Origin of the sequence: Paenibacillus sp. H1-7, from assembly GCF_022354825.1 — a bacterium.
GTDB lineage: Bacteria > Bacillota > Bacilli > Paenibacillales > NBRC-103111 > Paenibacillus_S.
The window spans coordinates 5,051,156-5,073,030 of the sequence record NZ_CP031168.1; the positions used below are offsets into that span (position 1 = coordinate 5,051,156).

Below are 21,875 nucleotides of genomic sequence, written 5' to 3' on the forward strand. Positions count from 1 at the left end.
ACATTTAATTCCATAAAAAGTCCTGCCTACAGATGATAAACCGATTCACCGCCCAATACGGTTTCAAGAATGGTCCAGCCCCCATCGGCATGATGATCATATACAATAAAATCCGCTGGAGAACCGGGCTGGATGGTACCGACTCCCTCACGATCCAGTCCAAACAGCTCTGCGGGATGCAGGGACGCCATCGTGATGCACTCGCCCAGTGAAGCTATGCCGGCATTCGCTGCATTTTGAATTCCAACATGCAGCGGTGTGGATGACCCGGCCAATATGTCAGGGGTGCTGGCTAAATGCAGAAATCCATTTTCCTCCAAGACGACATCGTCGTTAATATGCGTATGGTATCTCCCAGGCGGCATTCCGGCCAAATGGACCGCATCGCTAGTCAGAATCGCCTTTCTCCCCTTAGCTCGGATCATCACTTTCAGCGTGGACATGGGAAGATGAAATCCGTCCGGAATAAGTCCCGCCCACAAACGATCCTCTGCTAACTGAGCCCATATGTAATTAGGATGCCGTTTGATGTAAGGGTGTGCACCGTTGCCCAAATGGGTGCTCATTGTAACGCCGGCGCTGACAGCCGCTTGAATCTGCTCCTCCGAAGCCGCAGTGTGGCCGATAGACGCGATGATCCCAAGCTGTCGCAGGTTCTTAATAAACGGGATGGCACCAGGCTTCTCCGGCGCCAAGGTCACCTTGCAAATTCTCCCCCCGGCAGCTTCATTCCACTCCAGAAATTCCATCCAATCCGGATCCCTAACATAGAGAAGGTTATGTGCTCCCCGCGGGCCGTCCTCCGCTGAAATGAACGGACCTTCTACATGAATGCCGATAACTGAATTTCGTACAATCGGATCGGACTCACACGTCTGCGCAATGGTCCTTATGCAGTGAAGCATTCGCACCTTCGAACCGGTCACCACAGTAGGACAGAAACGGGTCACGCCGCCACGGTGAAGAACGGCTGCAGCCTGCCTGACCGTATCCACGGTTAATTGCGCATCATTCAGATCGAACCCGCCGATTCCATTGACCTGGACATCAATTAGACCGGGAGCAATCCAATGCTCTGCCTCTTCATTGCTCGGCTGAAGACGGACTACCTTACCGTCCTCAACCACGACCGTTACCGTCTGGCCTGTCAACCAATGTTTACCTGTCCATGACGATGTTTTTATAAGAATCACCGTCTTTCCTGGTTCATTTCCGATGCTGAGAACTTGTCGAGGAACAAGGTGTAGTTAGGATGGCTTTTCAAGATAGTTGCCGGAATCTGATTCGTGCACTCATGAGCGAAGAAATCGCGGATCGCCCGTGCCTTTACCTTATGGGGGACGCAGGATATGATGATCTCGCTTTGCATGATTTGATGCACCGTCATCGTGATCGCCTGACTTGGAACCTCATCGAGCGATGCAAACCATCCTTCGCCTACCTGCTGCTTTTTGCAATGTTCATCCAAATTCACAACGATGTACGATTCCTGCGTATCAAAATCTGCCGGAGGGTCGTTGAAGGCAATATGGGCATTCTCTCCTATGCCGATCAACGCCAGATCGATCGGTCCCTTCTGTATTTCAGCACACAATTCGGCAATGTTTACTTCAATGTCTCCCTCTCCATTAACGAAGTGCACCTGTTTGAGCGGAATCGAGAGGCGCTCTACAAACCGTTCCTTCAAATATTTCCGGAAACTTGCCGGATGATCACCGGGAAGATGTACGTATTCATCCAAGTGGAACATCTCCACCTTGCTCCAATTGATATCTTTTTGCGTAAGGGACTCTAGTGTTTCAAACTGTGAGGCTCCCGTCGACAGCACCAGCCTCGCACTTCCCTTCTCCTCGATACGTTTGCGCAATAGCTGCGCACATCGCTCGGCCGCTTCTTGGCCAAGCTCCTTAGCGTCTTCCAGAATATTTACTTCCATAATCGACAATAGTCACTCCTTCACATGGGAATCATCGTCCTATAGAAACCGATTTCTATTCGTTTGATGTTGTATCTTTATGCGCAAGTATGTTAATTATTACACTTTAGTTACAGAGTCTCTTTCGATTAATTCAGGCTGCAGCATGATCTCTTTTTCAGTCACATGGGTTCCCTCTAACAGCTCCATCAGCGTTTGGCACGCTATCGTTCCCATCTCATATTTGTTTAGATTCACCGTTGTTAGAGCTGGAGTAAGCATCTGTGATAGTTCAATGTTGTCAAACCCGATCACCGACATTTGACCAGGCACGTCCACTCCGGCGTGTTTCAGCTCATGGATGACTCCTGCCGCAGTAAGATCATTGCAGCACAGAACCCCCGTCGGCCGGTCATCTGCATGCAGCAGGCGACGTGCCAGCTGTTTGCCATTATTGAATTCGAAAGTACTGCCATAGGATGAATTCTCGCAATCCTCCGATATTTGAATCCAATGATCGGCTGGGGAAATTCCTTCTTCATATAAAGCCGCTTTGTAGCCCTGATAGATCTGAATCCGGCTAGGACGATTTAAAGCAGCAGATAGAAAGGCAATCCGTCTGTGACCCATCTCAATGAAGTGCTTGCATGCCAGATAGGCGCCCTCCTGGTAATCATAGCCGATTTGATACACCTGTCGGCTGTTCACCTTTTGATCGATGCTGATGATCCTCTGCCCCTTGGCCAAATATTTGTTAAGCCATTGTTTCTTTGGGGAAATCGAAGACAAAATAACACCCTTTACTTGCTTTTCAAGCAGTGTTTGCAAGTACTCCGCCTCAAGCTTGGCGTTCTGGTGAGAGTTACAAAGTAATACCTGGTAACCGGATTTTCGCGCAATTTCTTCAATGCCAAGAACTACATCGGCATAGAACGGGTTGCTGATAGAAGGAATAATAACGCCAATGGACATGCTGTTATTTTTTTTCAGCTGACGGCCGAGCATATTTGGGGTGTAGTTTAATTCTTTGGCTGCGGCCTTAATTTTTTCGCTCATTTCACTGCTAACCGGATACTTACTGTCGCTGAGTACTCGGGACACGGTAGCAGCGGAAGCATTCACCAATTGCGCTATATCGTAAATCGTAACCGGCTTATCGGACATGGGTTCACATCCTTTGTTATTTTGGATCCATTAGATCATATCTAGGTAATGAGATTAATAGCTTTTGAGCCCTCTCTCATGGAGATGCAATTAGGGAGAGTTCAGAGGGGGGACTATCTGAAGTATATGACGAGTAAACAAATGTATGAGCCGGACTAGCTTGAAGACTGGTTATACATGTCAATTACGAAAAAAATCCCCTGGACTTGAAGTCCCGGGGATTCATGATTATGGCAAGCAGCCGATTAATTTTTGATAACTGTCAGCATCCAAGGCGTTTCCGGATTCCAGCGAACTTCTCCGCCCAATTGCTCGACAAGGAAACGAACCGGTACATAATGGACTCCATGGATGAACAGCGCCTCATTACCCATATCGACCAGTCGGCCGTCAACCAATGCTTTCGCGCTACCCTGTGCAAAGGAAATTTCCTTCTTACCCGTTGAGACCACAACACTATTGCTGCCGCTGTCCCATTCCGCTTTATACCCTAATTGCTCGGTAATATGACGCAGCTGTCCGTATGCTATATTGTCTGAGGTAAAGCCGTTCGGCAAGTATTCTGCATTGCCGCCGCCCTCTGTCATCCTGTCGAAATCGGACTTGCTCATCAGCCACAGGTTAAACTGCTTTTTGGTGACCTTCAAATCGCGCTTCAAAAAGGTATACAATGCGGAGTTTTCATCCACTTGCTCTAGAACCGCCTCCGGGGTATCGAGCTGTGCGATATCTACTGCATCCCGCGAAGAGAGAGCCGCAGGCTGAACGGCGCCGTTCAAATTCCAGCGCTCCATCTGGAACTGGATCTTACCGCCTTTAATTCCGCCAAGCTCATCTTTAAACTGGATGCTCATGTCGGCCTTTCTTACAAACTGCTGCGGATCGACGAACAAATTAAGATGTACCCTTGTATCCGGTGAGATGTGAATCTCCTGCTGCTTCGTTGTTACGATCGAAGTCAGTGTAGCGAGCAAAAACTTCTCGACCCCGTAAATACCTTCTACCGACACTTCTTTATCGGTAAACCACTCCTTGAACCGGCCCCCGATCTCTTCCTTATCCTTCAAATATTCGAACAAGCTGTCCGCCAGCTCCCTCAGCCCTTTGTCATCCAAGGTTAACGATCGCAAGTATTTCTTAATCAGTTCCGGCATCTGAGTGCCTGTCACGTCGAAGGTCACGGTTGTTCCTGTCGCCTGACTGCCGTGAATGTCAACCAGCTGGTTACGTTGTATAGACAAGCTATCCGTATTCGGAAGGTTGCGGACCAGCAGCTGGAGACCCTTCCGCGTCAATTCGCGTTCCTGCTCATTGCCAGTAGAACCTCTGCCCAACTGATACCATTCACTAGTACGATATGGAAGCTCATCGGTCAATGTTCCAAGCGTCAAAGTTATCGGATGACGGGCACCCTCCACTTGAACAACTACTTTATCCCCTTCCACCGAGTATGCGAACGGGATTTGCAGCTGAGCCTTAGTCAGTATGCCTTTACCGGAAACAATTCCGGACTTCGTATTAACCTTCACCTCGTTCATTTGAAGCTGCAGGCCGTTCAGCAGCTCGTAAGTCTCCAAGCTTGACCTCGAGTAACCAATCCCGAGCTCATCCGTTTCGCTAAACTTAGCTGAGTCGATATCAAATTCAAACTTCAACGATGTAGACCCTTCGTAGGAAGCAAGCTCCGCTTCCTGTTCAAACAGCTTCACTGGATCAAATCCGTCGATCGGCTGACAGCCCACCATCAAGAGCAGCGCAACCAGCAGTGCGGCGATTCGCATCTTGTTCCAACCAAACATTCATGTCTTCCCCCTCTTCCTATGATCACTCTTACTATAAATGGAAAATATTACTTCTAGCAAGTACTTTGTGAGATTCATAGAGTTTAGCCTAACAAGGGGGCTTATTTTATCCTGTGAAACTATTGTCTACACCCGCTCATTGTCTTCTACCGATAAATACGAACGAAAGCAAGCTGCCACCTATCATATTAACCGTTGTAACGATAAGCGACATATGCATTCCGGCTATGAAAGAGCTGCTGCCGCCCAGGATCGAGCCGAGGATAGCAACCCCCAACGTAGCGCCAAGCTGGCGGCTTGAATTAAGAGCGCCTGAAACTGCACCGGTCAGTTCTCTCGGTACGGAAGAGATCACTGCCGCCATCAACGAGGGAATCGTAAAGGACACGCCAAAGCCGATTAAGAGCAACCCAATCATCGTAATGACGTAGCTGCTGTTCACATCCGTCAAGACTTGCAGGAGCGTACCCGCACCACCAAGGGAAAATCCGAGAGTCATCGGCATCCGCGCACCGATTCTCCCAACGATGCGACCGGTTATAATGGGGTTGAAGGCCATTGGAATCATCATTGGAAGGAGCGCAAGTCCTGCCGTGTGGGCCGATAATCCGCGCATTTGTTGAAAGAACATGGGCAGAACGAATAGAATTCCCGATAGGCCGATGTTGATAGCCATCCCAGCAAGCATCCCGGCGGATACCGTTCTATTCTTAAACAGCTGCAGCGGAAGCAGCGGCGACTTGCCTTTCGCTTCAAAGATCAAGAATAGGATGACACCCGATAGGGCCACACTAAATGCGGCGATAATAACCGGGGAATTCCATCCGTACGTCTCTCCCTCCATCAATCCGAACGACACAGAAGCTATGGCGGCAATGGCCGTTATTTGTCCCCCCATGTCCAAGCTTTTCCCTGATTTACGTTCCGTTTCTGTGACAAATAGGAACGTCATGATCAAGCTAACGCCTGCGAGCGGTATGTTAAGCAAAAAAATGCTTCGCCAGCCGAACGAGTCCACCAAGAGTCCGCCGACAACAGGTCCTGCCGCCATGGCTACCCCGGTAACCGCTGCCCAAATGCCAAGAGCCCGTGCCCGTTCAGCGGGTTCAGGATATGCATGGGCCAGCAGGGTGAGCGATGCAGGCATCAGAGCTGCGCCCCCCACACCGAGTATTGCTCTTAAGCCGATAAGCATTCCTAGTGACGATACGACCGCCGATATCGCCGAAGCTGCCAGAAATAAGGCTAATCCGGACAAATAGACTCGTTTAGCACCGAGTTTATCGGCAAATGCGCCCATGGATAGCAGGAAACCTGCAAAGACGATCGTGTAAGAATTGACGACCCACTGCAGTCCCGATATTCCACCGCCAAGCTCGGAGCGAATTGCCGGCAGAGCTACGCTCACTACCGTCATGTCCAGGAGTACCATAAAGTATCCGAGCGAAAGTCCTAGAAGCAGCATCGTTTTTGATAGCTTCCCGGTATGGCCCGATTGTATTTGCATTGCTTTGTCCAAGGTAAATCCCTCCACTGTTTTGTCTTCATCTCCCAAGTCAGTGTACAATGAATCGTATACTAGAATAAGATGAGGGTTTATCATGGGATTAATTGTCCTATGATAGAAGCCAGACAGGGAAGCAGGTGACAGTAGATGCAGCAATCAAACAAAACGCGGCTAGAAGAGCTGGCACAGTTCTTGAGAACGCGCCGCGCCCGTATCTCACCAGATCAAGCCGGTCTCCCAAGCGGAGGCCGACGGCGAACTCCGGGACTTAGACGCGGGGAAGTAGCGCAGCTCTCGGGAGTAAGTGTTGACTGGTATACTTGGCTGGAGCAAGCTCGAGATATCCAGGTATCGTCCCAAGTGCTGGAGAACATTGCCCGGGCTCTTCAGCTTGATTCGAATGAGCGCAAGCATTTATTTTTACTGGCTCTCCAGCAGCTGCCTGCCGATCTGACGCCAATCGAAGATACCGTCAATCCTACACTCCAGAGCTTCCTTGACCTTCAAGGAACGAGTCCTGCATATGTCACGGATCAGCGCTTAAATATTGTTGCTTGGAACAAGATGGCAAGCTTGATTTATGGGGATTATGATGCGATGTCGTCACGCGAACGGAACACGGTGTGGCGGACGTTCACTTCGCGATACGTGCGTGAATTGCTTCAAGCAAACTGGGAAAAGCATGCCCGGCACCGTTTAGCTCATTTTCGCGCCAGCTACGGTAAATTCGCGGGTGATCCTTGGTGGATGGAACTCATTGGGGATTTGAATCAGGTAAGCGAAGAATTTAGATCTTGGTGGCCGCAGCACGATGTTTTGAATGGGCCGGAAGGAAAGAAAATAAATCACCATCCGACGGCTGGTTTATTAATTTTCGACCAGATTTCTTTTCTTGTATCGGATTCTCCCCATCTTACGGTCACGATCAATATACCGGCAGACGGCAGTGACATGGTCTCCAAGCTTAAGAAGCTCTTAGATGAATAAATAGAAACACTGAAATTTTAATACGAAAAAGGCAGCCAAGGCCCTGTGCTGCACCTCCATTGTTAGTTGTACCACAAATAGAGGTGCAGCACAGTTTCGCCGGCTGCCTTCGTTAATCTAACGATCTGACCTACTCAACAGGTAGAATGGGCTGCTGTTTTTCCTTCAGTTCAAGATAAAAATGAGACAAGCTCGCTTGCATATAAGGAATAATCCATAAGAGCCCGATCCCGAGCGTTACGATCGACAAGAGCAGCCAACCGATAAATGAGAGATACAGGCAAAACAGCTTCCATTTGTAGCCGTCCATCATTTGTCGGCTCCTCGTGATGGCTTCATTCACCGTCAACTGTGGATCATCGATCAATACTAAGGGAGCCAGCGCGTAGGAAAAGCTTTTGATGATGCCTGGAATAAGGAGCAGCAAGGTCCATAAGAACAAGTAGATTCCCATCAAAAGATAAAACAGTATCGTCTTTACATATCGGCCATTAGAGAAATATTCAAAGATCATGCCGAGAGAAACCTCTTGTCCTCGGGCTGCCCTCAAGTATAAAGCATAGACTCCCATCGTAACCGCGTTCACTATCAGTAAACTGTATAGCAGTGAGAGGATTGTACCCAGACCAGCAGAATCCTTGGGATCGATACGCTCAAACACATTCGGAATCACCGCGGAGAGGATCAGAATGACGATGGTGTAGCCTACAAAGTTCATCCAGCGGCCTTGCAGGGTTTGGCGTGCTTTCTCACGCAATGCAGATAAAACCAAAAATAACACCTTCTTTCCTTTTTTTCACTAGTAAGAATTGTAAATTCAGTGGCCATCCTTGTCAATCCAATACTACATTAAACTTCTTTAATTATTGATTAATAAATTAGTATGCGCGTGTCCTGAAAATGTAGGATCAAAAAGGTTCCACATAATAGGCATTATATTAGGTTCATTGTTAGGTTATTCTTCCGTTTCTTCAATGAAAAAGCAGACGGCCGCAGCCGTCTGCTCGCTCAGCTATCCTGCCTGGCATAAACACTGCTACAGCCGTTCCAGGTTAGCTTCATATTTTATTTCCCCATTCCGTTCGTCCCACTTGCTCATGACGTATTGTTTAATTTGCTCTGCAACTTGTGCTGGCGGGGTTGATGTAGTATCCATTGTGGGCATAGGCGGGTTGTACGCCGTTGCTGCATTATGGATTAGCCATTGAGCAAATTCTTCATGCTGCTTAAGCATCTCATCCGTCCACGTGGCGTGATCTGCCCGGTTGCGCAAACGGGTATTTCTTGTTTCATCATCGCAATGTAAATTAATAAAACATACTTCACTGAATGAACTGTAGGTATCGCATTTTTCAGCGGCCCAAGGCATCAGCGTACCGCAAATGATCGTTCCTCTTCCGGATTTGGCGACAGCATTAGCAAAATGAAACAGTAAATTAAATCTATCCTGGTATTCTAGTTTGGAAGCCGTAGTTCCAAAATTATCGTTATCCGTGCTAAATACATCAAACTCCGGCAAAATGCTGCGCAATTCATGCATAACCGTAGTTTTTCCAACACCGCTTGCTCCGGTTACTATGAACAAAGGCATTTTCTTCATCGTATCCCTCCCTATAATTGGCAGCCGTATAAATACATACTAAATCCTGACTGAGCTTACAGGAAGAGAAAGTTTGGTTTAATATGTTCAATGCCTATAAATAAAGCCGCCCACAAGCCCCGTTAGAACCATAAGAAGAATGGGGTTCATCTTCCATGTTCTCAATACAAACAAAGAGCCTGCAAATATAGCCACTGCAATCCAGTCCACTTTGACAGGCACGCTTAGTTCCGTTGTCCCAAGAAAGGTTAGCAGCAATATGGTTGCAGCAGCGGAAATGATAAGCCCGAGGGAAGCCGACCTCAAACCGTTCAACGCCTCAAGTACATAGACAGATGTATTGAATGTTTGGAAAAAGCGATACAGCATAATAGAGATGCCGACACCTGAAATCACGCAGCCGAAGGTTGCGGTTATTGCCCCGGGTATCCCCGCAATCTGTAAGCCTACAAACGTGGAGGTGTTCACCGCTAACGGACCAGGCGTCATTTGCGAAATGGTAATGATATCGGTAAAAACCCGCTGCGATACCCACGCGTATCTATCCACTACCAGCTCCTGGATGAACGGAATGATTGCATACCCTCCCCCGATACTGAACAACCCAATCTGAAAAAAGACCATGAACAGTTTCAGCAGTTCCTCCATTAGATCTGCCGCCTTGCTCTTAACCACACTCTCGCGATGCATACAAAGCAGCACAATGAGAGGATAATGGCCACATGGATTTCAAACATAAAGCTTGCCAAAAAAGCCGCCGGAATCATCAGAGTTAGAAGTAAACAACGTTCCTTGATGATCCTACTGCATATATCGACAACAAAATCTACGATGAGGGCTGCTACGCTTGCCTGCATCCCCCTCAAAACGGCAGAGATTAAAGGATTCGCCGCAAAAGCAGCGTAGAACGTGGAGATGCACGCCAGGATGACGAACGATGGAAAGATCGCAGCAATACAACTAACAGTCGCCCCCGTCCTCCCCGCTACCCGATACCCTGAGAGTGTTGACAGATTAATTGCGATTGCTCCAGGCGAAGACTGTGCAATTGAAGCCATATCGACGAGCTCATCTTCGCTGAAAAGTTTTTTCCTTGATACAAAATACTTCCGAACCATCGGAACAACGACATATCCGCCGCCAAATGTAAATGTGCTGATAAACAAATTGATACCAATAAGCCAGAAATATTGCTTGGTTCTTTGGCTTATCATCAGATCACCTCCCTGTTTGCTTATCATTATGGAGGCTGATACACTATTAGTAAAATGATATTATTTTGCAATAATGATTAGTTTTATTCATGAAAGGAGCAGCATCCATGATGACGCTTCGGCATTTTGAAATATTTCGTGCAGTAGCTGAAACGGGGAATTTTACCAGGGCTGCGGAAAGATTATATATCACTCAATCCGCAGTTTCCCATGCAATACGAGAACTGGAAGAAAAGGCAGGGACAGCATTATTTGACCGACTATCCAAAAGCGTTCAGCTTACAAAAAGCGGCCGTTTATTGCTCGAGGAAATTGTACCGATTTTATCCTCGTGCGAAGCTTTAGATGCACGTATCCACTGTTTGGAGCAGCGCGCCCCCCTACACATTGTTTCCAGTATAACCATTGCTGCGTTCTGGTTACCTGCAATATTGAATGCCTTTCAACAAGATTGGCCCGGAATCCCGGTCAATGTGGATGTGGTCAGTACAGCAAATGCCATTGAAATATTACGGAACGGCAAAGCGGATATCGCTTTGGTTGAAGGCGCGGCTCCCCAAGGACCTTTTATCTGCACCCCATTTGCCCACTATCCGTTATACATTGTGTGCGCTCCGGACTATCCCCTCGCTCGTAGGGAACTGACACTACAAGAGTTTTGCTCTGAAAAGCTATTACTGCGAGAGAAAGGGAGCGCGATCCGCGATACTTTGGACAGCGTGCTTTATTTGTCCGGACATACCGCACAGCCCGCATGGACAAGCGTAAATTCCCTTGTCTTAATAGAGGCTGCCAAGGCTGGCTTCGGCATCACGATTTTACCGGATGTGCTTGTACATGAGCCGCTATCGCAAGGGAAATTAATATCATTGTCTGTTCAAGACCTCTCTCTGAAGAATGAATTGATTGCGGTACGCCATCGGGATAAATACCTGACAACACCTATGAAGACCCTGCTCAATCACATAGAATCTACGATGTCACCTGGTCATTAACATTTTTGAGTGATCCGTATGATGAAGCTAAAGAGAGAGGCCTAGGATTGGGTATACGGATGATCCTTAATCCATTCCGACACGATCAGATATACATTGTCTTTCATTAATGGGCTAAATGCGGGATCATTCATCATTTCATCCTGCTTTGGAATGGTGTCTAACAGCATGACTCCATTTGTTTCATATCCCCTCGGCAGCTCCCTTAGAACGCTCACCTTCGAGATATAGATATTTTTCACAAATGCAAGCTCGGAGTGTTCAAATATTAAATATTGTCCAATTCTTTCAATCGATTCGAGCTCTCCGCCCGCCTCCTCATACATCTCTCTGACAACGGCTTGTGTAACTGATTCCCCCTCATCCCTCATGCCGCCAGGCAATTCCCAGCCTCGGGTGCAATGTCTGACAAGCACCAGCTTCCCTTCAAAGAAGGCGAAAATCAGTACGCAATTAACTTCGTCGATAAGGCATTGCTTCGTTAGGATTATATTCTGATTAGGTAAAGCACCGGGAAACTCATAATTCACTTTGACCACCAGCTTACTTATTATTAAAGACACCCGCTACTTACGCTTGTGCTTGTCGCCTAACCCGGCATTCCGGTAGGTCAACACTTTGGATTTCGTTCGCATCTCCTCATACTCGTCGTCAGCGGTTGAATCCCAGATCACTCCCCCGCCTACTCCATACACAGCCAGTTGTGTTAGTGAATCAATAAGGACTGTGCGGATGGCTACGTTAAATGTGATGCCTTCCCCCGGTACGGCAAGCCCAATAGAGCCGCAGTAGATATGTCGGGGCTCCTTTTCCAAGGATGAGATGAGCTTCATAGTGGAAATTTTGGGGGCTCCGGTTATTGAACCGCACGGGAACATAGCTTGGAATACATCGAACAGGGTAACCCCGGGCTGCGTATTCGCTTCAACGGTCGATGTCATTTGATATAGAGTGGGATATTCCTCGATTTCAAATAGTCTGGGAACCTTAACCGTGCCTGTTTGGGCAATCCGATTCAAATCGTTCCGAAGCAGATCCACGATCATCACATTTTCTGCGCGGTTTTTCTCCGATTCGAACAAGGTTTGTTTGCTGCCCGTTATAGGAAGGGTGCCTTTCATCGGCTTCGTACGAATGAGATCTCCGTTCCAGTGAAAGAAAAGCTCCGGGGAAACAGAGAGAATCCGATGACGCCCCATATTTATGTATGCGGAATAATTCGTTCGGGCATCCCTCAAATCTTCGTAGTAGGCTAAGTCATCACCAGTAAACGATGCCTTCAACCGCGTGGAGTAGTTGACTTGGTATGTCTCTCCTCTGGCAATCGCCGCATGTATGCTTTCAATGTTGTCGCTATACTCTGCACGATTTGTACCTGCTATCCATTCCGAAACAGAGTACTCCCCTCTCTCCCCTGTGTCGACTTCTTCTACTGGTTTCTCATAGACACCGAACCATACTAACGGAAACTCTTCATCAGGCTCACAAACGCTGAAATGGCTATCGAAAGCGGGGGCGCATTCATAGGAGACATAACCTGCTACATAATACTGATCCTGGATAGCCTCCTGTACCTTTTCAAAAATCTCATCCACGTTTTCCAGTTTATGAGTTTGCCAAATCTGCAAGGGCTTCTCAAATGTTAATCTTTTCTGATTAAAATCCATGATGACGGTTGGTTTATGTTTCATATGCTCCACTTCTTTCTTCTCTGGTATTGCCGGTGCCCATCCGAGCAGCCCCCGTAATAAAATAAAAAGTATTCGATCCTTAATTAGATCAAATACTTTGCCCAGGCGTACGGCGATATATGAATATGTGTTCCCTTGTGGTTCACCACATTTACGCCAGTCACACATATCGAATACTTGATTTAGGTATTGCTTTCACTTTCCAATGCTTATTATAAGAAATATATCACAGTTTCTTGGTATAGGGTAACTTCCTTAAACTATATCTGGTTATATTCTTACCCTATATCAACATAAGGAACCCTTGCCGCGGCTGCTGCTCCACATTTATGTGACAAACGCTCCGCCCGTCTTGGCTGATCGCCGCCCACTTTTCCGTACCAATAAATTGGTGTTGCGAACAACAGTATATCACAATCAAGCACGCGGTCAATAACAGCATTTCCGTATTGCCGTTTTATAACCTAATCTGATGCAGCAGCTCTTCGAGCCTGCTAATAATTTGCGGATCAAACACTTCTGTATCCGTCGGTTCCCTGCGGTTTTCGCCGGTTAGCTGGCTTTTTCTATAATGGTACGGGGTCATCTTATATTTGATTTTAAACGTTCGATTGAACGATTTTACATTAGGAAACCCGACGGCAAGCGCTACATCCATCATGCTGGCCGATTTGTCCGACATTAACAGCTCCACGGCTTTTTGGATACGAATTTGGTTCAAGCATTCGGAGAACGTAATACCCACCTTGCGTTTGAAAAAATGACTTAAATAATAAACGTTCAGAAACTCCTCTTTGGCGAAATCCCTCAGGGAAATCGACTGTTTATAGCTTTCGTTCATGTACCTCAAAATCCGGTTCAGCCTTAGAAAGTCGGATTCCGACAACGCTTCGGCATTTTCATCTCGTTGGGTGTAGGGAAGCTCTCGCAGCAGCCGGCTGATCAATAGATGGATGTACGCCATCACTTCATTATGATAGCCTGACTTCTGATAGAAAAGCTCTAGAACTATTTGAATGGTAAGCCGTTTTATGTCGGTAAGGACAGGATTCGGTTCTCCATTATCATACAAGAAGGCAGGATCAAAATAAAGCTCGGTAAAATCATAGCCAAACGGCTTGCAAAAGGATAAATCGATCTGAACAATCAAAGCCGAGGTATTGACCCCTGCGTATTCCGAAGCGTGGATCTCATTGCAGTTCATAATGAGCATTTCGTTCTTGGATACATGGTACCGATGCTTCGTTGTTTTAATATGAATAGACCCTTCCAGAACCAGGAAGATTTCCAGTTCCTTGTGCCAATGGTAGCTGTAGCTTGATTTGCGATGTGTGACTAGGCGAATGGGCAAGCTTTGCTGAAGCGGTATGACTTTATAAGTATATTCGATGATTCTCCCCTCCCTAATCCCCCAAAACAGGCTTCTAAAAAAGATCACACCCCCGGCAAAAGCAGCAAAAAGCAGCCGCTACCGGTTGATGCCGATATGCGGCCGCTCCCTTCATTACCATGGCCAGTCATTGCCTTTCCAATCCCGCATCGCCAGATGATCTTCTTCCACATCCCCAGTTTCATTGGAGATCCGTGGATTCAAGAAGTAGGACAAGGCTGAGGCAGCTACATCGTCCGGTTCCAGCTCAGCATTCATATTTTTCTGACCCGACATGTATGTCTTCATCCATCCCGGGTGAAACAGCCGGAACGTGTAGCCCTGCAGTCTGAGTGAATTGAACAACAGCTTGACTCCCATGTTCAGGGCGGCTTTGGACATGCAGTAGCCATACCATGCCTCTCGCTGACTTCGGCTAATGCTGCCCGCCTCGGACGAAACGATACACAGCCTCTTATGCTTGCCTGCTTCCATTAGCGGGAGAAATGTATTGGTTACCCTTAGCATGCCGATTGCATTGACATTATACATGCGCAGCATGTCATCATAGTCCTGGCTCTCCATAATGGTCCGGTTATTCAAGCGGCTGGAAACGCCTGCATTATGAATGATCATATCCAGGTGGGCGCTGTGAAGCTTCACTGTCTCCAGCGCTTGCTTAACGGAATCATCCGAAGCAATATCTAACTTTACGATGTTGATGGTGTCCCCATACAGCGCTTTTAGCTCGGTAAGCTCCGGCCAATCGGAGAGATAGCTTCCAGCCCATACAAGCCAGCCCCGCTCAGCCAGCTGCTTGGCAATAGACAGTCCCAGCCCGCGATCGGCACCGGTCACTAGTGCGGTTTGCATAGCAATGGTCTCCTTTGTAATCAGGATTATATTTTCTCATAGGGGATCCTGTAACTGTCAATCCCCGCTGTTCATCGCTTCTCCATTAATAGACTCCTGCACTTCCTTTTCTGTAGGCTGCAAGCTAACGAATTGCATTGCAGATGGCCCCGCCAGAACAGAACTGGAGTTTTGCCCATCGGATTATCCTCTATGTTCATGCCCGGCACACCAGCCAATGCCATATTGTAAAATCATCTGATAAAAAGGATTCTGCCACACAGAGGGAAAATGACCTGGTGTAGCTACGCAAACTCTCCCTTTGCCCTGGCGCCGAATCCATCCTGCCGGCTGCCGGCCATGTAACGATTCAGAGGTCATAAACACCTCCGCGAGGCTGTCATCCAGCTCGACAAAATAATGCTCGTCCTCGATGACGGCCGTAGGCCCTAAAGGAGCATTGGCTGCAACGCGCGCTTCCGGCTCCAGCTGAAGGATTACCTCACATGCCGGCGGATGGTGTGTAAACACGCCTCCGACTAGCCGGCGAAACATCGGAGCATCCTTGTAACCGACGGTTCCTGAATGTACTACGAACAGCCCGCCGCCACCTTCCACATAGTCGGCAAACGACAGCTGTACCTCTTGAGTTAACCAGGGGCTCGGATCGTTGGCCGAGCGGCAGTTCGATTTGGCGAGAATCGTAACGGGATACTCGCTCATTCTTTCAGCCGACCAAGCGGAGTCATTCTGCATAAATTCGTACTCAATGCCTGTTAATTCAAGCGCTTTCAATCCAGTTTGAACAGTGTTCGCCGGATGCCAGCGATCGTCGCATAAAACGGCTACCTTCAAAACTCTTCGACCTCCCATAGGCTAAGGCTTTGGTTTTTCGACTTTTATTTACTCCTAATCGGGAGCCATTCCAGCACTTGTTGAATCGTTTCGTCCCAGTAATTCCACTCATGACCGCGATTCGGCGCCTCGGTGTAGGTTAAATCCAGCCGGTTTTGGAATTGGCTGTAAAACCGCTTGTTGATCTCATAATTATGATCCAGCGTACCGCAGGCTTGATACATTTTGGGCAGCTGCTTGCCATTGGCAAGATGCGTTTCCAGCACATAGGCCAAATCATTGGCGCTATGTTCATATTCTTCCACGGAGCCGAAGGTATGCTTGGCCATCTGCAGCATGACGGAGTTGGGCAGCGACGGTTCACCGGTGAGTCGGCTGCGCTGATCGAGGCTCCCCGACATACTGGCTACGGCGGCATACCGGTCCGGGCATACTATGCCTAGCTTGAATGCGCCGTAGCCCCCCATGGACAACCCCGCAGCGAACGTGTCTTCCCTGCGGTCCGATACATGAAAGAACTGCTTCACCAGCCGCGGAAGCTCCTCGGATAAGAAGGTAAAATAATTCAATCCGTATTTTTGATCGGAATAGAAGCTATACTGGACCGCCGGCATTACGACGACTAGCCCCAAATTGGCGACATACCTTTCGATGGCCGTATTTCTTTGCCAATTCGTATGATTGTCGGAGCCGCCATGCAGCAAATACAATACCGGGTACGGCGGCTTGAACCGTTCCGGCTGCTTCTGGAGCTGCTGCGGAACAATGACGTCCATCGAGCTGGACAACGCCAAGACTTCTGAATAAAATTCAACATGGATCAGTGCCACGTGATTCCCTCCTCCTTCTTATGAACGGCAGATTTAGAATAGCAGCAGTGCGGCTCCGATGAACGGAGTGACCACCATAGCTGTCTTCAAATAGACCAGCGGGAGCCTTTTGGTAAATTTAGCGCCGACATAGGACCCTGTCATAATACCGGCCAGCACTTCAGCCAGTAGCAGCAGATCGAGATGTCCCGACCCGTAAAATCCCGCCCCTCCCGCAAGGGCAATTGGGATGATGATCAGCATCGTCGTTCCCGCGGCTTGGCTAATCGGCATTCTGAGCAGAGTGATCAGACCGATTTGGATAAAAGGCGTCGATCCGATCCCGAACAGGCCGGATAACGCACCGCAGACGATGCCGATTGCGATAGCGCGGAACCAGAAGCCGATGCCGGCCATTATGGCGGCGTGCTCCATCATCGATGCGCTGCGTTTGCTGACAATTCCCATTCTTATCCACAGCACGATGGCTGATAAGAACAGCATGCCGGCTGTCATCCATTGGAGCTTTGTTTCATCGATACCTACCGATAATTGCGAGCAGCACCATGCTCCGATTGCCCCTGCTAAGCCGACAATAATGCCGGTCCGAGGCGTAATATTCCCCTCGCGGTAATGACTGACCGTGCCGGAAGCCGATGAGAAGAGCATAGCAGCCAGTGCGGTCCCAAGCGCAGTGTGGATCGGGAACCCGAACACGGTGGAGAGGATGGCAATAATGAATCCTGAGCCGCCTGCTCCGACGAAGCCCAAGAGCAGGCCGGCAGCGAACATAACTACAATAATTGGTGCGGATACAACCATGCAGAACCCTTCTTTCATCATTCCATTACAGAGACTAAACTTCAAGAACTATTTCTTCTTTGCTTCGATTTCTTTATTGGCCTCTTCTTCCGCCCTCCGCAAAGCCGTATTAATATCTATGTTCCCTGCCAAATGATCAGCGAATGCAGCTCTTAGCTTGGAGCGCACGATATCATCGTATTTATGGGCTTTGTGCGGCTGTCGTGGTGTGCTTTTGAATACGCCGGCTATATTTTTCGTCTGAAAAAGCGGATACTCCGAACCGAACTGCTGGAGCAGCTTGTCGTTGCGGATTGCCGGCAGCGCCCGTCCCAGCTTGACAAAACTCCCCTGAAGCTCCTCCGAGGAGGTTAAATATTGGATGACTTGAAACGCCAGATCCTGGTGCTTGCTCGTCTTGGATAAGGCAAATACATGTGCGTCGACTTCCGCCGATTGTCCAGGGGATTCGGAAAAGCTCGGGAAGGAGACGACATCCCAATTAAAGTTCAGGTCGGCATTGGATCTGACCAAGGTTTGCAGTCTGGAGCCAAACCAAGGCATCATGGCGACATTCTTGTCTTTCATGAAATCGTCTGCGCCTTTCCAAATATTTAACGGGTCTTTGGGCTCGTTTCCCGGTATTGAGTTCAATTCGCTTGCCCATTCGAACGCCTGCTTCCATTCATCCGTCGTTACTTTGGCCTTCCCGGATTGATTGTCGATAAAGGACAGCGACTTGGCAAGGCCGAACGTATCAACCGTATCGATAGGCTGAATGCCCTTGTATGTAATACCATCCTCAACACGGGTCAGCTTCTGAGCGAGGACTTTCACTTGATCCCAGGTCATTTGATCGGTCGGGTAAGGGACCGAGAACTTGTCGAAAATATCCTTGTTGTAAGCCATCATATAATAATTTTCGTAAAAAGGCAGCGCATACAGCTCTCCCTTTTCGCCATAGCCTTGAATGGCGTCAATGGCTTCTTTGCGGTAAGTGGACAAGTCCAGCTTATGCTTGGCGGCGAATTCCCGCAGGTCAACCGCGACGTCCAATTCCTGAAAGGTAATTAAAGCGCGCAATCCTGTCATAATAATGTCCGGCATAGCGCCGGCCGTCAACAGCTCCGTCGGCCCCGTTCCTTCCCCTGGAACGACATATTCCAATGTCAGATTGGGAAACTTGCTCTTCACGGGCGCTGCGATATATTTCTCGAAATCCTACTTTCCTAGTGCACCGTTGTACGCATATGCCTTTAGTGTAACTGCCTCCTGCTGCTGACGCTCTTGAACAGCTGGCGCCGGTTCCTGATTGGAACCGCTGCTGCACCCCGCGATGACTGCAATTACGCTTACAATAGAAAGCATACTTCCCCACCTAGGTTTTCCCATACTCTTCCCCCCAGAATAAAAACTGTTTCGCCACATGTTATGCGCTTTCATGAATAGATTATCACGAAATCGCTTCCAAAGTAGGGCGATAATTGCTCTCCTTATGTGACTTCCTTGCTGAGATGAGTAAGGTCCTTCACAGTAGGAACCTGCTTGAGCCCCCCAAAATCCGGCTATATCCTGACTATCGGTGCGGCTGCACTCAAGTTTCCTCTCAATTGAATAGGTCAAAATATTGCTGCGAATGTATAAAAAGCCGGCTCCGGCAAGGAAGCTGCAGCTTATAATACCGAGCGAGACAAGCTTTCCACTCGGCCATTTTTATAGTAACCTATCCTTATAAAGGGAGGAGATGAAATTCATGGTGAAACAACTGATTGTCGGAGACGCGATGCATGAGCTGGCTACTACGCGCCGCATCCTGGAGTGTTTGCCCGAGGAGCATATGACATGGAAACCGCACATGAAATCGATGACGTTGGGCGAGCTGACTACACACTTGATCAACCTGCTGAACTGGCAAATTGCCATTTTTCATTACCCGGAATTCGATCTGTCAACCGTGCCGATTCGGCGGGAAGCTTTGGAAAGACGCGAACACGTACTGGAGGAATTCGATACGAACATCGTCAAGCTTGAAAAGCTGCTAGCCGAATGTGACGAGAAAACGCTCGGCGAGGAATGGACCTTGCGAAACGGAGACCATATCATCCTGCGCCAACCACGGGCGATTGCGCTTCGCACCTTCGGATTAAGCCACATGGTCCACCACCGGGCGCAGCTCGGGGTTTATTTGCGGCTTCTCGATATTCCAGTGCCGGGCGTCTACGGTCCCACAGCCGACGAAGAAGGCAAATAACCAAGACAATCCAAATAGTCGTATGGTATCGGCATGAACGCCGACGCTATGCGACTATTTTCTTGAATATCTCCTCAACCAAAACAAGCGATGGATCGGTTCCATCGCCAAGCAACTGTGTTACCCGTCAGGCAAAGTCTCTTACGGCTGCCATAGCTCGAACAAATTTCCATCTGGATCCGTAAATCGGAAGTTCGGTCCGCAAGGTCTATCTTCCGGAATCTCAGTTACGATGTTTACTCCGTTTTCCTTGAATCGATTGTACATTTCTTGAACCCGGGGAGTGATGAAACAGGCCAAGGCCTGACGTTTGCCATTGTCGAACGTAAAACCCAAGCTTCCTGCTGCTTGACTCGCCCCTCCGCCTCCTCCCATCAGGAAAATCGCTGGGACTACTTGCCGTATTCCGGGTTCTGGAAGGTTTCCGTTTTGATCAGGAAAATTCATAATACTTATTTTCATCCCGGGAGTAACTTCATTGTGATCTGAGGGCTGACATCCTAAATTCTTTTGATACCATTGAATGGACTCGTAAACATCATTCACCGGAACGTAAATACAAGTGATTCCTGTAATGTCTTCCACTTTGCTTTCAAATTTGATTTCCTCATTAGTTTGCAATTTCTCGTATCTCCCTTCATTAACAATAATGACTGCCCTTCTAATTTACCGCACATTTGTTCGTTTGTGAATAGAGGGAATTGATCCGTTAAATCCTTTACCATTCCGCGTACCTTATCGTGAACTGCTCCATGCAGCATCATTGAACCTACTGATAAATGGCATGCTTCAAAGCTTCAACATAAGCCGCGCCTAGCTTGGTCATAACCGTATTTTTGTGCGAAATCCAGCCGACATGAATCGTTTCCACACAATCGAGCGGCACCGGAATGATCTCGTTGCCATTCAGATCCGCGCTTAACACACCTGTAGAAATAGTGTACCCGTTCAAGCCAATCAGCAGATTGAATAACGTCGCACGGTCATTGACACGAATGCTTTTTTTATGGGACATGGTGCTCAATATTTCTTCTGAGAAATGAAACGAGTTAAACTCACCCTGTTCAAAAGACAAATAAGGATATTGCTGCAGCTGCTCGATCGTTACAATCGATTGCCTCGCCAGAGGATTTTTGATGCTGATAAACACATGCGGAGTAGCGGTAAACAAGCTGGTAAACTGCAAATTGGCCGCTTTGAGAATCTTATTAATGACTTTCTCATTAAACTCATTCAAGTATAAAATTCCAATTTCACTGCGCATGCTTTTCACGTCTTCGATAATTTCATAGGTTTTCGTTTCACGTAACGCCATCTCATATTCATCTTGACCGTATTCCTGAACCAGACTGACAAAGGCATTGACCGCAAAGGCATAATGCTGGGTCGAGACCGAGAAATGCTGTGGAGACGGCTTCGTATTAAGGTACCGGCTCTCCAGCAATTCCGCCTGCTCAACGACTTGCCGCGCATAGCTTAGAAACTCTACCCCTTCTTTGGTGAGCGCTATGCCCTTATTGGATCTTTCAAAGATGGAAAGCTGCAGCTCCTCTTCCAAGTCCCTGATTGAATTGGAGAGACTGGGTTGAGTAATAAAAAGCCTCTTTGCGGCTTCGTTGATGGAGCCTCGGTTAGCAACTTCTATTACATATTTTAATTGTTGTAACGTCATACCGACCACTTCCCCATTGGTGTCCTTGAGAATATAAAAAAGACATCTTTACCCGAAAACTTAGGAAAGGTAAAGATGCCTGGATCGTTGAGAAACGCACGATAAGACCGTCTTAACACAATCCTATCTTCCGTAGGTAAAGCAGTGCTGTCAGAACAGGCAGGTCTCCTGGCTCTGGATTCCTCGTCATCAGCAGCCTTCCCGGTCCAGAACAGACCAGTGGCACCATTGCTAAGACTCCCCCATTACAGTGGCGGGACCGCGTCGGCGTTGCACCGAACTTCCCTATTAAGCTTTAGCTGATGCTAAAGCACCTTGTTCCCCTGATATGCAATTAGGTTGAAACAACTCTCATCATATTAAAAAATTCCATGTAGAGCAAGCCTAAAGC

The 21,875-nt window shown here is 48.0% G+C and carries 23 protein-coding genes and 2 riboswitches; of the genes, 3 read left to right on the forward strand and 20 right to left on the reverse strand.

Features of this window, described 5'->3' with window-relative positions:
• Window positions 1-26: 26 nt before the first annotated feature.
• From DVH26_RS22295 to DVH26_RS22315, 5 genes are all read right to left on the reverse strand, one after another.
• Window positions 27-1,151, reverse strand: coding sequence for an N-acetylglucosamine-6-phosphate deacetylase (locus tag DVH26_RS22295; protein WP_239625531.1), 1,125 nt, complete (start codon window positions 1,149-1,151; stop codon window positions 27-29).
• Window positions 1,152-1,189: 38 nt separating this feature from the next.
• Window positions 1,190-1,936: a glucosamine-6-phosphate deaminase gene (locus DVH26_RS22300; protein ID WP_239625534.1), complete on the reverse strand. Its 747-nt coding sequence runs from the start codon at window positions 1,934-1,936 to the stop codon at window positions 1,190-1,192.
• Between the two features lie 99 nt (window positions 1,937-2,035).
• Window positions 2,036-3,079 (reverse strand): LacI family DNA-binding transcriptional regulator, encoded by a 1,044-nt coding sequence (locus tag DVH26_RS22305; protein ID WP_239625537.1) that lies wholly within the window; start codon window positions 3,077-3,079, stop codon window positions 2,036-2,038.
• A 245-nt stretch (window positions 3,080-3,324) separates the two neighbouring features.
• Window positions 3,325-4,878 (reverse strand): copper amine oxidase N-terminal domain-containing protein, encoded by a 1,554-nt coding sequence (locus DVH26_RS22310; RefSeq protein ID WP_239625540.1) that lies wholly within the window; start codon window positions 4,876-4,878, stop codon window positions 3,325-3,327.
• 139 nt (window positions 4,879-5,017) lie between these two features.
• The gene (locus tag DVH26_RS22315; protein ID WP_239625542.1) at window positions 5,018-6,400 is read right to left on the reverse strand and encodes an MFS transporter; all 1,383 of its coding nucleotides are present in this window, start codon (window positions 6,398-6,400) and stop codon (window positions 5,018-5,020) included.
• Between the two features lie 135 nt (window positions 6,401-6,535).
• Here DVH26_RS22315 and DVH26_RS22320 point away from each other — a divergent pair, with 135 nt between their 5' ends.
• Window positions 6,536-7,375, forward strand: a complete 840-nt coding sequence (locus DVH26_RS22320) for a helix-turn-helix transcriptional regulator (RefSeq protein WP_239625545.1) — start codon at window positions 6,536-6,538, stop codon at window positions 7,373-7,375.
• A gap of 130 nt (window positions 7,376-7,505) precedes the next feature.
• Here DVH26_RS22320 and DVH26_RS22325 read toward each other — a convergent pair whose 3' ends face one another.
• The 4 genes from DVH26_RS22325 to DVH26_RS22340 all read right to left on the reverse strand — a co-directional run bounded on the left by DVH26_RS22325 (window position 7,506) and on the right by DVH26_RS22340 (window position 10,189).
• Window positions 7,506-8,147 carry a DUF975 family protein gene (locus DVH26_RS22325; protein ID WP_239625547.1) on the reverse strand — a complete coding sequence of 214 codons (642 nt, stop codon included), beginning with the start codon at window positions 8,145-8,147 and terminating at the stop codon, window positions 7,506-7,508.
• Between the two features lie 264 nt (window positions 8,148-8,411).
• Entirely contained in the window at window positions 8,412-8,975 is a 564-nt protein-coding gene (locus DVH26_RS22330; protein ID WP_239625549.1) for a P-loop nucleotide/nucleoside kinase family protein, read from the reverse strand.
• Window positions 8,976-9,062: 87 nt separating this feature from the next.
• Window positions 9,063-9,623 carry a chromate transporter gene (locus tag DVH26_RS22335; RefSeq protein ID WP_239625552.1) on the reverse strand — a complete coding sequence of 187 codons (561 nt, stop codon included), beginning with the start codon at window positions 9,621-9,623 and terminating at the stop codon, window positions 9,063-9,065.
• Window positions 9,623-10,189, reverse strand: a complete 567-nt coding sequence (locus DVH26_RS22340; protein WP_239625554.1) for a chromate transporter — start codon at window positions 10,187-10,189, stop codon at window positions 9,623-9,625. The genes DVH26_RS22335 and DVH26_RS22340 overlap by 1 nt, the downstream gene beginning before the upstream one ends.
• Before the next feature lie 107 nt (window positions 10,190-10,296).
• Here DVH26_RS22340 and DVH26_RS22345 point away from each other — a divergent pair, with 107 nt between their 5' ends.
• The gene (locus DVH26_RS22345) at window positions 10,297-11,184 is read left to right on the forward strand and encodes a LysR family transcriptional regulator (protein ID WP_239625556.1); all 888 of its coding nucleotides are present in this window, start codon (window positions 10,297-10,299) and stop codon (window positions 11,182-11,184) included.
• Window positions 11,185-11,225: 41 nt separating this feature from the next.
• Here DVH26_RS22345 and DVH26_RS22350 read toward each other — a convergent pair whose 3' ends face one another.
• From DVH26_RS22350 to DVH26_RS22390, 9 genes are all read right to left on the reverse strand, one after another.
• Window positions 11,226-11,714 (reverse strand): NUDIX domain-containing protein, encoded by a 489-nt coding sequence (locus DVH26_RS22350; RefSeq protein WP_239625559.1) that lies wholly within the window; start codon window positions 11,712-11,714, stop codon window positions 11,226-11,228.
• 36 nt (window positions 11,715-11,750) lie between these two features.
• Window positions 11,751-12,875, reverse strand: a complete 1,125-nt coding sequence (gene pabB, locus DVH26_RS22355) for an aminodeoxychorismate synthase component I (protein WP_239625562.1) — start codon at window positions 12,873-12,875, stop codon at window positions 11,751-11,753.
• A 92-nt stretch (window positions 12,876-12,967) separates the two neighbouring features.
• Window positions 12,968-13,049, reverse strand: a riboswitch (ZMP/ZTP riboswitch).
• A 283-nt stretch (window positions 13,050-13,332) separates the two neighbouring features.
• Complete coding sequence (locus DVH26_RS22360) at window positions 13,333-14,313, reverse strand: AraC family transcriptional regulator (protein WP_239625565.1); 981 nt, start codon at window positions 14,311-14,313, stop codon at window positions 13,333-13,335.
• A 66-nt stretch (window positions 14,314-14,379) separates the two neighbouring features.
• A complete protein-coding gene (locus tag DVH26_RS22365; RefSeq protein WP_239625568.1) occupies window positions 14,380-15,117 on the reverse strand; it encodes an SDR family oxidoreductase in 738 nt (245 codons plus the stop codon).
• Between the two features lie 183 nt (window positions 15,118-15,300).
• Window positions 15,301-15,951 (reverse strand): ThuA domain-containing protein, encoded by a 651-nt coding sequence (locus DVH26_RS22370; protein WP_239625570.1) that lies wholly within the window; start codon window positions 15,949-15,951, stop codon window positions 15,301-15,303.
• 44 nt (window positions 15,952-15,995) lie between these two features.
• Window positions 15,996-16,781: an alpha/beta hydrolase gene (locus DVH26_RS22375; protein ID WP_239625573.1), complete on the reverse strand. Its 786-nt coding sequence runs from the start codon at window positions 16,779-16,781 to the stop codon at window positions 15,996-15,998.
• Between the two features lie 33 nt (window positions 16,782-16,814).
• Window positions 16,815-17,582, reverse strand: coding sequence for a sulfite exporter TauE/SafE family protein (locus DVH26_RS22380; protein WP_239625575.1), 768 nt, complete (start codon window positions 17,580-17,582; stop codon window positions 16,815-16,817).
• A gap of 48 nt (window positions 17,583-17,630) precedes the next feature.
• Complete coding sequence (locus DVH26_RS22385) at window positions 17,631-18,755, reverse strand: ABC transporter substrate-binding protein (protein WP_239625578.1); 1,125 nt, start codon at window positions 18,753-18,755, stop codon at window positions 17,631-17,633.
• Between the two features lie 27 nt (window positions 18,756-18,782).
• Complete coding sequence (locus DVH26_RS22390; RefSeq protein ID WP_239625580.1) at window positions 18,783-18,929, reverse strand: hypothetical protein; 147 nt, start codon at window positions 18,927-18,929, stop codon at window positions 18,783-18,785.
• A 385-nt stretch (window positions 18,930-19,314) separates the two neighbouring features.
• Between DVH26_RS22390 and DVH26_RS22395 the strand changes: the two genes are divergently transcribed.
• Window positions 19,315-19,812 (forward strand): DinB family protein, encoded by a 498-nt coding sequence (locus DVH26_RS22395; RefSeq protein ID WP_239625583.1) that lies wholly within the window; start codon window positions 19,315-19,317, stop codon window positions 19,810-19,812.
• Window positions 19,813-19,953: 141 nt separating this feature from the next.
• Here the strand turns inward: DVH26_RS22395 and DVH26_RS22400 are convergent, their stop codons facing one another.
• Window positions 19,954-20,433, reverse strand: a complete 480-nt coding sequence (locus DVH26_RS22400; protein WP_239625585.1) for a VOC family protein — start codon at window positions 20,431-20,433, stop codon at window positions 19,954-19,956.
• A gap of 148 nt (window positions 20,434-20,581) precedes the next feature.
• Window positions 20,582-21,484, reverse strand: coding sequence for a LysR family transcriptional regulator (locus DVH26_RS22405; RefSeq protein WP_239625587.1), 903 nt, complete (start codon window positions 21,482-21,484; stop codon window positions 20,582-20,584).
• Window positions 21,485-21,625: 141 nt separating this feature from the next.
• Window positions 21,626-21,817: riboswitch (cobalamin riboswitch) on the reverse strand.
• Between the last annotated feature and the right edge of the window lie 58 nt (window positions 21,818-21,875).

Bases quoted from the DNA above. Each gene is read 5' to 3' on its own strand.
- DVH26_RS22300 (WP_239625534.1), bottom strand. From the start codon at position 1,936: ATGGAAGTAAATATTCTGGAAGACGCTAAGGAGCTTGGCCAAGAAGCG.
- DVH26_RS22305 (WP_239625537.1), bottom strand. From the start codon at position 3,079: ATGTCCGATAAGCCGGTTACGATTTACGATATAGCGCAATTGGTGAAT.
- DVH26_RS22310 (WP_239625540.1), bottom strand. From the start codon at position 4,878: ATGTTTGGTTGGAACAAGATGCGAATCGCCGCACTGCTGGTTGCGCTG.
- DVH26_RS22320 (WP_239625545.1), top strand. From the start codon at position 6,536: ATGCAGCAATCAAACAAAACGCGGCTAGAAGAGCTGGCACAGTTCTTG.
- DVH26_RS22330 (WP_239625549.1), bottom strand. From the start codon at position 8,975: ATGAAGAAAATGCCTTTGTTCATAGTAACCGGAGCAAGCGGTGTTGGA.
- DVH26_RS22335 (WP_239625552.1), bottom strand. From the start codon at position 9,623: ATGGAGGAACTGCTGAAACTGTTCATGGTCTTTTTTCAGATTGGGTTG.
- DVH26_RS22340 (WP_239625554.1), bottom strand. From the start codon at position 10,189: ATGATAAGCCAAAGAACCAAGCAATATTTCTGGCTTATTGGTATCAAT.
- DVH26_RS22345 (WP_239625556.1), top strand. From the start codon at position 10,297: ATGATGACGCTTCGGCATTTTGAAATATTTCGTGCAGTAGCTGAAACG.
- pabB (WP_239625562.1), bottom strand. From the start codon at position 12,875: ATGAAACATAAACCAACCGTCATCATGGATTTTAATCAGAAAAGATTA.
- DVH26_RS22365 (WP_239625568.1), bottom strand. From the start codon at position 15,117: ATGCAAACCGCACTAGTGACCGGTGCCGATCGCGGGCTGGGACTGTCT.
- DVH26_RS22380 (WP_239625575.1), bottom strand. From the start codon at position 17,582: ATGGTTGTATCCGCACCAATTATTGTAGTTATGTTCGCTGCCGGCCTG.
- DVH26_RS22390 (WP_239625580.1), bottom strand. From the start codon at position 18,929: ATGCTTTCTATTGTAAGCGTAATTGCAGTCATCGCGGGGTGCAGCAGC.
- DVH26_RS22395 (WP_239625583.1), top strand. From the start codon at position 19,315: ATGGTGAAACAACTGATTGTCGGAGACGCGATGCATGAGCTGGCTACT.
- DVH26_RS22405 (WP_239625587.1), bottom strand. From the start codon at position 21,484: ATGACGTTACAACAATTAAAATATGTAATAGAAGTTGCTAACCGAGGC.